The organism is Waterburya sp., from assembly GCF_058530065.1.
Genome location: NZ_JBZNBU010000033.1, coordinates 1 through 14,206, shown reverse-complemented (window position 1 = coordinate 14,206; position 14,206 = coordinate 1). Strand labels below are relative to the sequence as shown.

13 protein-coding genes are annotated in these 14,206 nt (G+C 39.6%); 5 read left to right on the top strand and 8 right to left on the bottom strand.

What is annotated here, in order from left to right:
- Window positions 1-33: 33 nt before the first annotated feature.
- Together AC33VI_RS02305 and AC33VI_RS02300 are read right to left on the bottom strand one after the other, a co-directional pair.
- Complete coding sequence (locus AC33VI_RS02305; RefSeq protein ID WP_491780656.1) at window positions 34-975, bottom strand: SPFH domain-containing protein; 942 nt, start codon at window positions 973-975, stop codon at window positions 34-36.
- A complete protein-coding gene (locus AC33VI_RS02300) occupies window positions 962-1,348 on the bottom strand; it encodes a hypothetical protein (RefSeq protein ID WP_491780655.1) in 387 nt (128 codons plus the stop codon). The genes AC33VI_RS02305 and AC33VI_RS02300 overlap by 14 nt, the downstream gene beginning before the upstream one ends.
- A gap of 349 nt (window positions 1,349-1,697) precedes the next feature.
- Between AC33VI_RS02300 and AC33VI_RS02295 the strand changes: the two genes are divergently transcribed.
- Entirely contained in the window at window positions 1,698-2,291 is a 594-nt protein-coding gene (locus AC33VI_RS02295) for a hypothetical protein (RefSeq protein ID WP_491780654.1), read from the top strand.
- 236 nt (window positions 2,292-2,527) lie between these two features.
- On the opposite strand, the gene AC33VI_RS02290 is transcribed toward AC33VI_RS02295, so the two are convergent.
- From AC33VI_RS02290 to AC33VI_RS02270, 5 genes are all read right to left on the bottom strand, one after another.
- Window positions 2,528-3,331: an SPOR domain-containing protein gene (locus tag AC33VI_RS02290; protein ID WP_491780653.1), complete on the bottom strand. Its 804-nt coding sequence runs from the start codon at window positions 3,329-3,331 to the stop codon at window positions 2,528-2,530.
- Window positions 3,332-3,413: 82 nt separating this feature from the next.
- Window positions 3,414-3,614 (bottom strand): hypothetical protein, encoded by a 201-nt coding sequence (locus tag AC33VI_RS02285; protein WP_491780652.1) that lies wholly within the window; start codon window positions 3,612-3,614, stop codon window positions 3,414-3,416.
- A gap of 156 nt (window positions 3,615-3,770) precedes the next feature.
- Window positions 3,771-6,557: a CHAT domain-containing protein gene (locus AC33VI_RS02280; RefSeq protein WP_491780651.1), complete on the bottom strand. Its 2,787-nt coding sequence runs from the start codon at window positions 6,555-6,557 to the stop codon at window positions 3,771-3,773.
- 37 nt (window positions 6,558-6,594) lie between these two features.
- Complete coding sequence (locus AC33VI_RS02275; protein WP_491780650.1) at window positions 6,595-8,382, bottom strand: ShlB/FhaC/HecB family hemolysin secretion/activation protein; 1,788 nt, start codon at window positions 8,380-8,382, stop codon at window positions 6,595-6,597.
- 221 nt (window positions 8,383-8,603) lie between these two features.
- Window positions 8,604-9,950: a Mur ligase family protein gene (locus AC33VI_RS02270; protein WP_491780649.1), complete on the bottom strand. Its 1,347-nt coding sequence runs from the start codon at window positions 9,948-9,950 to the stop codon at window positions 8,604-8,606.
- An 807-nt stretch (window positions 9,951-10,757) separates the two neighbouring features.
- Here AC33VI_RS02270 and AC33VI_RS02265 point away from each other — a divergent pair.
- From AC33VI_RS02265 to gntT, 4 genes are all read left to right on the top strand, one after another.
- A complete protein-coding gene (locus AC33VI_RS02265; RefSeq protein WP_491780648.1) occupies window positions 10,758-11,663 on the top strand; it encodes a hypothetical protein in 906 nt (301 codons plus the stop codon).
- Between the two features lie 85 nt (window positions 11,664-11,748).
- A complete protein-coding gene (locus AC33VI_RS02260) occupies window positions 11,749-11,874 on the top strand; it encodes a hypothetical protein (RefSeq protein WP_491780647.1) in 126 nt (41 codons plus the stop codon).
- Window positions 11,875-12,062: 188 nt separating this feature from the next.
- Window positions 12,063-12,257 carry a hypothetical protein gene (locus AC33VI_RS02255; RefSeq protein ID WP_491780646.1) on the top strand — a complete coding sequence of 65 codons (195 nt, stop codon included), beginning with the start codon at window positions 12,063-12,065 and terminating at the stop codon, window positions 12,255-12,257.
- 260 nt (window positions 12,258-12,517) lie between these two features.
- The gene (gene gntT / locus AC33VI_RS02250; RefSeq protein WP_491780645.1) at window positions 12,518-13,876 is read left to right on the top strand and encodes a guanitoxin biosynthesis MATE family efflux transporter GntT; all 1,359 of its coding nucleotides are present in this window, start codon (window positions 12,518-12,520) and stop codon (window positions 13,874-13,876) included.
- On the opposite strand, the gene AC33VI_RS02245 is transcribed toward gntT, so the two are convergent.
- Window positions 13,848-14,206: GNAT family N-acetyltransferase (locus AC33VI_RS02245; protein WP_491780644.1), on the bottom strand; the 359-nt coding region annotated here is incomplete at its 5' end. The genes gntT and AC33VI_RS02245 overlap by 29 nt on opposite strands.

Genomic DNA, 14,206 nt, shown 5'->3' with positions numbered 1-14,206 from the left:
CTGACGTTCCATGGAACGTCTCTACACTACTCATTACTCACTCCTTCTACCACCAATCTGCACGTTAGGAGCTTGAATTACAGTATTAGGCTCGTTACCATTCCATTTAGAAATCCTGGCTCTTTCGATCTGAAGTTTCTCTAACTCTAATAATTCGGGTGTAATTGAAGTGGCTCGCAGACGATTGGCTTCCGCTTCGGCTCTAGCTTGTTCGATAGTAATTTCCGCTTCTCCTTTAGCTCTAGCGATATTAGCAGCAGCTTCTGCTTCTACTTTACGACGATTGGCTTCGGCAGTTTTAGCAGCTTGTTGGGCGGCAAATTGTTCGTCAATACTCCTTTGAATATCTGGAGGAAGGCGCAGGGGAGATAGTAAAGCTACATCTTGAATCACAATCGAAGGAAAACGCTTTTGAGTACATTCTGTGACTCCCGTAACTAATTTTTGCTGGTTGTAAGGCAGCATTGAGGGAGTAAGTTGTTGATTCTCTGCCACAGAAGAAAAACAGTTACGCAAACCATTTCTTAACTCGTTAGCGCGGAAAGCATCGGGGGTTTTGCGATATTTTTTATAAAAATGATGTAATTTTGTGCCAGTTTTCTGAGCTACTTGTTCGGTAGTAAAGCCAAAGGAAACACCGACATCTGCCGAAACAGGACTACCGCTAACGGAAAAGACAACTGATTCGTCGTTGGGCGATCCTTCTGTAGATGATTGAGTAAAAGGATAGGTATTAATATAGGTAGGAAAGACTACTACATCTTCGGTGTAGCCATTAAACCAAACTCGTCCTGAAACTAGTTGGGCGTTATCAATTCCTTTTTCTCCTCCATAAAGTCTGATTTTCAATCCTGCAAAACCAGGCTCGACAGTGACTACGTTAGTACCAGGAATAGCACCGCAGCCAGTAATTCCCGAAGCTAAAACTGATAAACCTAGTAGGGAAATTAATTTAGATAATTTAGTGTTTTTCATCTTTTGTCTGCTCTAAAATCTCGAACAGAGAAATATTGAATTCTTCGATCGCAGCAGTATCGCGGATCGATGAGAGCAAACTAACTTGAGATGCTACCCAATCGGGAGATAAGCCTAAAAAATCGGCTGTGGTTAAGTAAGAGTATTCGGGAAAAGCAGCAATAAAAATCTGGCGAGATTTCTGGGCTGCGGTAAACTTGCCGATTGCATAGATACTAGAACTACCAATTACCGTAGGTACGGCAAACCAAATCAGAAAACCAAACAAAGGTTTTTTAGAATTGAGAAAAGTCGGTGCTATGGCAATCAAGAATAAAGAAAGAACAATTTCGCCAACTGCAACTGCCAGCCAAAGTTTTAACTTACCGTTCATCTTAAATTTGTACTCCAGTGCGATCGCAGCAACTATTTAAAAAATAAAATTACTGACAAATCTCTGAGAATTCAATATTTATTCTATGTCGAGACTATTAGACTCCGTTAAAAATCGTGTTCGTTGTAGCTCCAATCGATTTCCTTCGCGCCCTAGCCACTACACAGACTGTAAATCTGTTTTTAGTATACTCGCCCAGTTTGGAGTTGATTGAGCTACATTATAACAACAAAAATTTAAACAGTCAAATTATATATAGTACAAAAATAGGCAAAATCTTCTCCAAGACATAACTTTCAAAAACCTATAAGTAGTACAATAATATTGAAAATCTTAAATTTTTTTCCAAATGGTAAAAACTTCAGCAGTTTCTCATTTTGTAGCGGTGAGCGATCTTTCCAAGCCAGCAACAGAACAAGAAGGTATTCTAGTAGAAGTATCCAGCACAGGGGGAGATACTAAAAAAAACCGCGCTAAAGCACTGGAAATAGTCCAAGAAATGTGGGAAAAAGAAGAAATTGATGTCAATAGTTTTCCTGACGGTTTGACTCAAGATCATATTTTTTATGTACCATCAGATAGTCCTCAAGTGAAATCCCAGAAAGCAGTGCCAGAAAATCAGGAATTGTTACCCATCGTCCAGGGAGCAAAAGAAATTATTCAATTAACTAAGCTACAAATTGAAGTCCAGGAAGCATCGGAACAAGCAGAGCAATATATCCCAATTATCAAAGTAGTCTTAGAGCGATCGCGCCCTCTAACTGCGGAAGAAAAAGAATTAGCTAAAGATAAAAAATACGGCAAAACCATCGAAAAATTAGGCTCGGTAGTTGCTGCTCAGGAAGAATTTCAAGAAACCTGTACGGGTAATGGCAATTTAGTTTTAAATGCGATCGCTTGGCAATTAGATAAGGGAGTCGAACCGAAGTCAGACAAAAACTAGACTTTTTGCAAAAGTCAGGGGAAAGGGAAAGGGGTAAAGGGAAAAGGAGTAATCGTAGAGCGTTTAATAGTCACCCCGTCTCCCCGTCATACTAAATCCGATTTGGAAACTATATTTAAAAGCGAGGTGAAGGCAGAGGGCAGAAGGCAGAGGGCAGAAGGATTTAAGCTTAATTCATACCCTCAAACTTGAAACATACTTTGGTAATCGGATTTAGTATCACCTATTCCTCTCTCTCAATCTAAAGGATAAACATGAGCCGATAGGCTATTTTTCTCTAGTTGGGAGACAAATTGCTCGGCATCCTCCCGATTTTTAAAAGCTCCTAAGTAAATAAAGACTCCTTGAGGGAAGTTGACTAAAGAGACTTGCTTGACTTGTTTTTGAGCCAACCCAAGGGATGCCTCCCCCGTGTATTCAGTTAGAACATAATGATAGGGAGTATTGAAAGAAGATAAACTGGCAATATTGGCGATGGGAGCGAGGGCGGGAGCTATGGGAGAAAGCTCTGGAGTTGAGTCTAGTTCTTCTTCTTCGACAATCTCGATCGCCCCTAAAGTACTGAGATTGAGAGGCATAAACTCGCGATCGCCAAAATCTCGATTACCCACGGTAGCTACAGGGGATTGATTTTCGGCAATTTCAACTCGGTTGCGGGTATTCCGCCAAAGAAATCCTGCCGAGATTAGGTTGACCGATAATAGCATGGCGATCGCACTAATACCCCAAGGGCTTAATAAACTATCGAGCCAATTGTTTTCTCGGTATTCTATTTCATCTGGCTCTAATTCTAATTCCCTTAATTCTAATTCTGCTTTGCGTTGCTCGAAATCTTGTTCTAATTCTGCATTTAAAAATAGTTTAGGAGGACTTAATTTACTGGCTTTAGCTTCTTTACTGCCTTTATCTTCTCCTTTTTTTCTGTAGGGATTAAAAATATTGATCGTTCCCGTAGCAAAAGGTTTGTGAACGATACTAGTTTTTAGCTTGGGATTAGTTTTGGAGCTATTTTGGCGTTCGTTAGATTTTTCAGAGGACATATCACGATCGCAGTATAAGTAATGAAATGTCTAGCTTAACTTCTGCAACCAAAAACCGCTCTAGATGTAATTAACGACTTGTTTATAGCAAACGTTCGATTGTTCGGACGATTTCTTGTAAAAATTCCTGGGAATTAATACCAAAGGCGATTTGCAAGACAATAAAGATCGCTGCAATAATTAGCATAGTCTTGATACTGGCTTTGATTACTTTTAATAACCACGCAAGTACGAGAAATATGACAATTACGGCAGCAATGGGAATAATTATTTCTACTGACATAAGCATTGCTCGATTATAGATAGAAGTCTTATTGTATCTTGAAGATAATTCTCAAGGTTGACAGCCTCAAAAATTCCCAGAGGATAGTCGATAAAAAAGCGATCGCCTTGAAGATTAAAGCGATCGCTTAAACTATTTCAACTGTTCAAACTCTGATTACAGCCAGTTTCCAATTAAGACAAAAGGAGCCCAATAATAAGGATGGCGATATTGAGAATCTTCTTCTGCCAAAAGTTCTAATTGTGCTTGACGCAAAGCTGCTGCTTTACTAATCTCCGCATCGGCATCAAGATTGTTATAAAACTTACCCATCAAATTAGCGGTAGCTTCATCATTAGCTCCCCAAAGAGTGGCAATAGTACTGCGCGCCCCCGCACGCACTGCTACCCCTGCCAAACCGAGGATTGCTTCGTTGTCTCCTTGGGCGGTGTTACAAGCACTCAAGACTAACAATTCGATTGGCTGAGAGCGTCTCAAACTACCCGCCCGCAATAGACTATCAAATTGATTGACGTTAATGAGGGGATTACCTTCTTCCGCACCACTCAAGATAAAAGTCTGGTCGGAAGTCGAGCCAAATTGACCGTGAGTTGCTAAGTGAACTACAGGAAAATCTGATTCTTGTAGTTTCTGTTGCAAGCTAGTTTTAGTGAAGTCTTGGTTAAGTAAAATTTCTGACTCGCCAAAAATATCCTTAATGGTTTTCAACTCATCTTCCACTTTGGGGATGGGTGGGAAACGATATTCAGGAAAGTCTCTGGTAACACCCGCTGCTAACACTTTAATCGGCTGTCTGTTTAAAGGTTGAGGCGCGGTTAATTGAAGTCCCGAACTCAAAGCAATATCGTAGTCTTTTTGGATCAGAAATTCTTCTTTTTTGCGATCGTAAAGTACCGACATGGGTATATTACGCAAAGAACCATCCAAGACAAAAACTAAAGTTTTAACCCCACTTTGTTCTAATTCTTGTTCCGCAGGTTCGATCAACCAACTATAAAGCTCGGAAGCTAGAGGTAAGATATCTTGCTGTAAAGATTCTTCTTGGGTTTTTTTAATCTCATTAACTTCGCTGTCTGCATTGGCATCATCGCTACCACGAGTACTGCGGATAGCTTCGGCAAAACCTGGATTAGTTAGAGAACGACGACGGAGTTGTTTGATCGTGTTATCGACTTTATCTTGAGTGATGTTTTGAGTCGTGTAATGGCGCAGGGGTTGTCCTGGAAGAGTTAGAATTACTTCCATGCGATTTTGGAGCAAAATAGGATAGATTACCGCTGCATTAGGATCTACATCATCAATGACTACAGGATCTTCCGATACCTGAGAACAAGGATCGCGGAAGAAGTTATCCAATTGAGCAATTTGCAAAGACTCCAGAACGTTACGAGCCTGAACTAACTGGGGTTTAGTTGGTTCTTCTTCCAACAGCAGGCTGATATATTCGCGGAAAATTGGTTCAACAGGGGTAGTAGCCAGATCGCTTCGTAGAGCTTTAATAGTATTAAAAGATGCTTCATAGGCAGTCAAAGCATTATTGCGGTTACCTTGAACCGCCAGAATTCTACCCAATTGAGCGTTCCAACGATAGGCAATTTCAGGATATTCCGCAGTGGAAGCTAACTGCAAAGAAGCTTCCGTAAGACGACGGGCTTCAGCATATCGTTCCTGTTGTTCGTAAAGAGAACCCATGTAACCTAAAGCTTCTGCTTCAGCAGTGACGTTCTTAATTTGACGAGCTTGTTCGATCGCCACAGCTAAGATTTCTCCTGTATTGCGATCGATGCGATTGTCGCGAATTAAACTCTTAGCAAAATTAATTCGCCCGTAAATTCCCGCACGAGTTGGGGGAAAATTGCTAACTTCTGGTTGAATGCTATCGATTCTGGCAGCAATTTGTGGGGATAGTTCTGCTTTTAATTCGCGATCGAGACTTTGTACCCCATCTTTAATTTGCTGGAGGAAATCTTCATCACTAATTTCTAATAAATCGAAATTTTGATTGATATCAGAAATAGCACCTTGCCAAAATTCTTGGACATCTAACAACAAACTCAAGCTGTTGAGTTCGGCTTTAATCCCGTCTAACTCATTAGGAGCGGTTGCGATCGCTCGATCGTAATATGATAATGCTTCTTGGTAGGGTTCTAATGCTGATTCTGCCGTACCTCCAGAGTTAACGATCGTATTAATGATTACAGTTTGAGGGGGAAATTGGTTTTGCTTTTCGATTGCGACTGCCCTTTCCGCATTACCCAAACTAAGCAAAGTAGCTGCTTTTTGAGTTTGATTGTTAGTTTTTTCGGCACTGAGCAAACCTAAGTTCAAAGCTTTACTTGCTACCCTGGGATAGCCACTCTCGCGGAGATAATCCCCAAAACGCAGCAAACCAATTACTTTATCGGGACTATCGGGATATCGATCGATTCCCGAAAGATCTGGCAGCAGCGCACTTTCTGCTTCTTGCGTCAGGGGTACAATTCCTCCCAACTGGGGTTCGATGGTTTGCGCCTGTTCGATTAAGGTTACACAGTCAGTTCTTTCTAAAAGGTTAAATGCACCCAAAATGCTTTCGCAAGATTGAGGATAAAGACCTAGGGCTTGTTGGGCAGTTGCTGTATTGAGGTAGCTTTCGGTAACTCCACTGGGGTTATTTTCTGCCTGGTAAGCTTGGGTGGCTTTTTGCCAAGTCTCGATCGCCAGATCTAGTTGTCCCGCTTCGTAATATTCTTTACCCTGTTGAGCTAGCTTGATGGGTTCGACAGGAGTAATTTCTTGAGAAATCCCAGGAATGGCAATTGTTGTTGAGATACCGATACTGACTAAAATTAAAAAACCAACAGTGGTTTTACTCCACCGAGGGGCAATATTAAGCCAGCCCAAATTATTTTTGAGCCAATTTCCCCCATTTCTTAGTAATTTAGTTGTTAATTTTCGACTCATGGTTTTGAATGAAACCTAATATATTAGTTTTAATGACTTAGAAAGGAAAATATTCTAGAGATAAATACAATCCATTTTCTTGTAGGGTATCGTTACTATCATCTACATCTACTATAGGAATACCGTAATCTATTCGGGCGCGCAGACTATCATCAAGATTGAGTTGCAATCCTACTCCTAATGATGCCACCGTATCTTCCTCTTGATTGAGATCTTCGGAATTACTCCAACTAGTGCCAAAATCGATAAAGGGAATTGCCGAAAGATTACTTTGATTGTTGTCCCAGCGATAAAAAGGAATTCTCACTTCCGCTGAAGCAAAGATACCGCTGTCGCTGAGGAGGGCATCTTGACGGTAACCCCGCACGCTTTCTACCCCACCCAAGCTAAATCGTTCTAAAGGAACGAGATCGTCAGAAGATAGTTGAATGTCCGATCGCAACAGAAGATTGATATTAGAGCTAGACTGTAGCTGTCGCAACCACTGTACTTGACCCCGCCAAGAGACAAACTTACCATCGGGCGCGCCTTCGTTGACGGTGGCATCGAAGATATCCAATCCCGCACTAAGTTGCGATCGCGCTGCTAAGACATCTCTACGGGTTCTTTTCGTCCAGTCTTGGAAGAAACGCAGGGCAGAAATTCTAGTTTCACCAATGTCATCTCCTTCCGTACCCGATCCTGGAGACAGGGGAAAGGGTTCTCCTCCCAGTTCGGTGGAATTGGATTGACGGGAGAATTCTAAGCCTAGGGCAAATTCTTGGGTGGATTCGGAGTCGGCTTTGAGCAAAATTGGTTGTCTTAAGGTCAACTCGAATTCGCTAGTTTCCGATTCAATATCTAGATCTTCAAATTCATCTTCAATAATTTCACTATCTACAAAACGGTAGCGCAAACCAATCGTACCGTCTAAGGAGTTGAAAGGAATGCTGTAGCTAGTATCGAAGTCATTACTACCATCGGTGTTTTTGTAAACAAAACTAAATCTATCGGCAAACCCTAAAACATTGTTGTGGTTCAGTTCCAAACCTCTTTGAAAAGTACCAACGCTAGGAGTACGGTGGTTATTAACAAATAAAACAGGATCGAAAGCGTCAGCCTGATTGACATCTACATCTAACTTCCAGCGATCGCGACTCAAGCCTACAGATAGTTCTGCGTTCAAGTTTTCCACTAAAGGATTGAGTTGTAATAACTGTAGCGATTCTTGTAATTCGTTAATATTTAGAGGGGTTTTCGTTCCTCTCCTCAAACGAGAGCGAATATAACCTTCTTTCAAACGACCATTAACGCTAACATTAATTTCTTCTACCTGTCCCTCAATCGCCTCAATGGTAACTATTCCTTCACTGATGCTTTGTTCGGGAATAACTACTGCGGAATTAATATAACCTTTTTCGTTATAAAGCCTAGTCAGCTTGGTTTCTAATTCTAAAAGATCGGCAAAAGTGATGGGGCGATCGCGATAATCTTGTAAAATTGCTTCAACTTCTGCCTCGTCTAAAACCGTATTGCCTTTAAAATCAAACTGTTTGACGGTAAATTCCACGTTAGATTCAGCATCTCCAGCTTCGGGTAGTTGACTTGGAGGAGATTCCAAAAAGTCTTCAATAGGCGGCAAAGGTTGAACGTTTCTGGGTGTTCGACGATCTGGCAGAGGTGGAGATGTAGACGGTAGAGGTGGTAAAGGGTTAACTTGACGAGGTCGATCTAGATCGTCTGGCAGAGTTGGGGGGACAGTTTGAGCCAAATAAATAGGGCTGTTTGGATTAGCTTTAGCAGGGGCGATTCCACCCAACGTCAATACTGCGAATGATACGAGCATTGAAATATTTGGCTGGAGGAGATAGACACGTGGGCGATGATTCATAAGAGGCTTGATGCTTAACAGTTAAATTACTGGAAAAAAATATTGGTTGATTCGAGCAATTATAAATCTAATTTAAAAATCGAGTTTAATTTTATCAGCTTACTACGTCTGCACTTCACAATTTTTTTTTTCAGCTTTTTACCATGATTCTTAACGAAATTAGACATTTTATTAAATTACAAGATTTTTCTACCTACCAAAATCTCCCTAACTTCCAACATTGCAGAATAGGTGGGAATTATATGTAAGGTTTCAGTGGAATTGGTTCGATTCAAGGCAGTATCGATCGCCTCTTGTAAGTTTTCTTTAACGATAAGATTAAAATTTGTTGCTTCTGGTGGTATGGTTTCGCAACTATAGGTCATTCTTAAAGCCATATCATAAGTGCGATCGCCACTGACAATTAAGTTGCCCCCCAGCTTAGCTAGTTCTTCTGTATCCACATCCCAAATCCACGATACATCAGTACCATCGGGAATGCGATCGTTTAGTACTAGTAAAGTTGTCGGAGATTTCCCCGTTTTTTTAATGTTGTTCACCGCCCGAATAGTTTCATTCATGCCTACGGGGTTTTTGGAGAGGAGAATGCGTACTTGCTTGCCATCTATCTCTAATTCTTCCGCCCGTCCAAAAGCTGCTTTAAAATTTTTAACGGTTTGGAAAATATGGCATTGCCCCAGACCTATTTCTTCTGCCAATAAGCCCGCAGCAAGAGTATTGTATTTGTTATAAACGCCAATCAGGATTTGGGGATATTCTTGACTGTCTAAAGCCGTTTCACTTTTAGCAAAACCGCAACTGGGACATTGATAATCTCCTAAATGGGAAAGATAAACCCCTTGATAATCTAAAAGGTGTCCGCAACTGGGACAGTAAATTGAATCTACGGCATGGGGAATTTCCTCTAAATATAATTCTGGTTCGTTTAAACCAAAGTAAATTACTTTTTGTTTGAGGTTTTGTCCTAAGTGAGACAGAGTCGGATCGTCGGCATTCAGGACTATAGTGGTTGTTTCTGGTAAGGGAGCGATCGCACTTGCCCAACGTTGGGCAATAGTATCTACTTCACCATATCGATCTAATTGATCGCGAAACAGATTTAAAGCCAAGATATATTTTGGCTGACAGTCTTTTAAAAGTAGGGGCAAGATATTCTCATCCACTTCTAAAATGGCATAATCGGTTTCTAGCTGTCCTTTCAGATTGGTGCTGTTGAGTAAAGCAGTAACTAAACCATTGATTAAATTAGCACCGCTAGAATTATGAACTACTGAAAACCCAGCGTCGCTAAGGATTTGATTTAACAGCAATGAAGTTGTAGTTTTACCATTTGTCCCAACTACTAAAATTACTCCTCGATCTACTTGCTCGAATAGTAACGGTAACAAACGAGGATGGAGACGGCGAGATATTTCTCCTGGCAATACTGAAGCAGCCCCCAAGCCAAGCGATCGCACGATTGTGGTTGCTGTTTTTGCTACTCCCACTGCCAAACCCAAACGAACTCGATCTAATAGTTGCATATCAATTTTTTCCCCAGGCAAATATTATCTTTGATAACTTATTATGCTCTCCTTGTGTAGATAAATTATTTGAGTTTGAGGTGAAATTCGAGCGGATATTTTTGCTTTTTTAGCGATCGCAATAACTAGAGTAAGTGATTGCACTGAAGCTTGATTGTTGATTGCAACAAATTTATAAATGGTAGTTTTTTTTAGAATTTTCAGTTTTTTTTCACTTTAAAACTTGGTAAATTATTAAAAATAATCCAACAACTTTGTCTTAGGAAAATAGCTTTATCTGTTAATATATTTAGCTTTTAATTGCAATCAACTATTTGAAAAAAGCACATTTTATTCAAAACTCATCTAAATCAATAATAAATATAAATTATTTTTAAATAATAAACATAATAGTAATAACATTAGGTTAAATAAATTACATTTTTTGGCTGAAAACCATGTTGATTAGAGTCTTTATCTTTTGAACACTTATTTACTCTCAATATCCGTAGTTTTTCGGATGTCATCTAGATAAGACACATTTAATAATTATTGTATGAATAACAAGTTGGTTACTCAAAGCGACTTGCTATTTATAAAATTGCTTTTTGTTATTCCAATTAAAAATGATATCTAAATTGAGAAAAAATAAGCTTAAAGCAATTTAAAAAACTTTTTGCTCTAGTTTAAAATTGATTGTCAAACGATAAATAGATTAATTATTATTGTTAATCTATTCAATTTTAAGAGCGAAAAAATTGAAATACTAGTTGCATCTATAAAAAGATAGAAGCTACTAAAAATATTGGATAATTTGTTTTTGATTTTATGGCAAATAAAGCTAACAAAGGTTCTGCAAATAGACAAGTCGGCAATATCCAGTTGGCATTGGAAAACTCGGACAAGCTGGAATGGGCGCAAATAGCTCCAGGCAAAGTAGTAATAGCAAATTCACAACGGGCTTGGTTGTATCAACCACAGTCTCCAGAAGATCCCTTTGCTCGTCCCATGAATGGTGCGGGCAGTCTTGCCACTACTAAAAAGCTCTTAGATACGGCTATCGCAGCAGCGAAAGTTGCAGTACAATCCGATTCTAAACCTCCCGCTCTCACTCTGACTCGTTGGGTATGGAGGCTGGCAAGTGCCTATTATCTAACTAACCCTGTCCCACAGTTATTACAAGATGCTGCTCGTGGTTTTGCTGCTAATGGTCATGTTCTTTTAGAATCTTGGGCTTTAGAAAAAATGAAAGAGGAAACTGGTCATGACAAACTAGCATTACTCGACATTCAATCTCTGGGATACGATGCTAATGCAGTAGTTGAGGCATTAAAACCTTCTGCTGCGATGGCTATGATGGATTATTTTACTCGTAGCGTTCGAGATAAAAATCCGATCGATAGTGTTGGCTATACCCATACTATGGAACGTTTATCTTTGGGTGTCGGACTAGACTATATCCAAAAAGTGGAAGCATTATTACCCTCTGGGGTTAATGCTACTAGATGTCTGCGCGTTCATAGTGCCATTGGTGCTGATGCGGGTCATGTAGATGAAAACGTATCCCTAATTGCCAAACTTGAGGCTAGTGAAAGAACTCGTATTGCGAGAGCTTGTTACGAAACTGCCCTCATGTTATTTAGTCCCCCACCAGGAGACTATGTTTCTGACGAACAACTTCAGGCAATTTTAGAACCACTCAAGCAAGACTTTTCCCCAGCAGTAACTTCATAGTTAACTTGCCGTTAATTATCAAACAAATTATTTCGACAATAGATATCAATTACATTTCACTCAACTAAATTACGGAGAAAAAAATATGACTACAGCAACAATCGCTCAAATCGAAACTACTTTAGAACTTGCGATCGAACTAGACCTTGATGCTATTCTAGCTGAAGAATTGGAAGCAGGTTTGGCTAGTGATATTGAAAATGCTTTTTAATTATTTATTAGAACTTCCATACTTATTAGGTTTTATTAAATAACTCAGAATAAAACGATCTAAGCAAATGTGTTATTTCATTTGCTTTTTGTGTTGGCTAATAAAGATTTGTAGTATTTATACTTCAATCTAGCAATATCTAAGTTAAAAGATGGCGATGGTGGTTTAGCACGGGGAATATTACGGCGTTGCTGAATAAAATAGACTTCAGAGAGACAGAAGATTACCAACCTGGCTTAAATCGTCCACATCATATCCAAGCAAAAATTACAGATTGGAAGCAATTCAAAGAGTTTGTTCAAAGACATGGAGATAAGACACAAGCAGAAATGTCATCATTATGGCATGAACCGATTAGCAACGCCAAAGGGAAAGCAACTTAACGAGGCTTTCCCTTCGATCTAATTGACAAAGAGTCTAGTCTTTAAACACTTTCAAGTTTAATCCTAGATCAGCTCGCCATATTCCAGAGGATTGAATCCTGTTTCTAGAGATTGATAAAACTTGTGAGCGCGATCGCTGGTAAATTGTGAGAAACACAAATAACCAAACCTTATAGCGTTCTTAAAGTTAAGAAAAAAATAAGTTGTTATGATTGGCAGTTAAATAAAAATTTATTAAAAATTGCCACGATTTTAACAATATGGCTCTTTGGCTAGCTAGACAAAAGCTTGATTTTTTACCCCGTTTTTACCGTTTATCTGCCGTCGGAATTCTGTCTAATATGATGGTGCCCTTGGCGGGTTTGTGCGATACGGCTTTTTTAGGACATCTCAAAGAGATACAACCTTTAGCAGGAGTAATTTTAGCCAGTATTTTATTTGATTACCTTTATCGAGTTTTAAAATTTTTACGCAATAGTACTAATGCCATGACTGCTCAAGCAGTAGGGGAGGATAACAGTCAAGAAATTATCTTAGCTGGTTTGCGTAGTGGCTTAATTGCGATCGCCATTGCTAGTGTTATTTTGCTCTTGCAATATCCAATTCAGAAATTAGGTTTTGCTATTTTAGCTGGTTCTCCTGCCATTGAGGCTTCGGGAGTTGAATATTTTAATGCCAGGATTTACGGCGCACCTGCGGTACTGCTGAACTACGTTTTAATTGGTTGGTTTCTGGGTAGGGAAAAAAATGGCTTTGTTTTGTTAATTTCCCTGATTGCCAACGGCTCAAATGTTTTATTCGATTATTTAACGATCTATCGTTGGGATTGGGGAAGTGCGGGAGCGGGTATTGCAACGGCTTGGAGTCAGTATCTAGCTTTATTCGTAGCTTTGCTAGGAGTAGCTTTGAGTATCAATTGGCAAGATGTTCCCCATGCTTGGCAGAAAATTAGCGATCGCCAATCTTTGCAAGGAGCAATTAGCCTCAAGTTTAATATTCTAGTGCGTTTTTTGGCGTTGATTTCTGCTTATTCGATTTTTACCAACGTAAGTGCGGGAATGGGAACGAATTTGTTAGCGAAAAATGGCTTACTATTGCAGATTGCTCTGTTGAGTCAATTTACCATACAGGGAGTAGGCATGACTGCCCAAACTTTAATTGGTAATTTTAAAGGTAAGGGTGAATATCAAAAAATGTTTCCTTTACTGGCGAGCGCGATTTTTACCAGTGTAGCGATCGCTTTAGGCTTTGCTTCGAGTACGATTTTCTTTCCCGAAACTATTTTTTCTTTACTAACCAACCACGCCGAAATTAACCAGGAAATAGTGAAATATACCATTTGGTTGTTACCTCTACTTTCTTTTACGGCGATCGCTTTTATGTTAGAGGGTTATTTTATTGGTTTGAAGCAAGGAGCTATTTTACGGGATGCTTCTTTAATTGCTTTTATTATTGTATTTATTCCCTTGGTTATCGCTGCCGTTAAGCTTCACAATGTGGATTTGTTATGGCTATCTTTAATTGCTTATATGGTGAGTCTGGTTGTAACTTTAGGATTGAGAATTGTTGGCACGCAAAATCAACTTACACTTAATAATTTTCCTCAAAATGATAGCTGAAACTCCAGCCATGTTGCTTAAAACCTAAAGACTGATAAAACTTGTGGGCGCGATCGCGACTAAGATTGGAGGAAAGAGTAACTTTATAACAACCAGCAGCAGCACTAATCTTTAAAGCTTTTTGGATCATTGTTGTTCCCCAACCTTGTCCGCGATAGTCTTTAGCTATTGCCACTGAATCGAGAATCGCCGCTTTATGAAAACCTCGGTGCATCATAGTGGGCATAAACAATAAACTAAAAGTACCGATCGCTTTATTTTCTAAATAAGCCAGATAAATAAAATAATCGGGAACTTGGTGTATCTGATGCCAAATTGCTAGAATTTCCT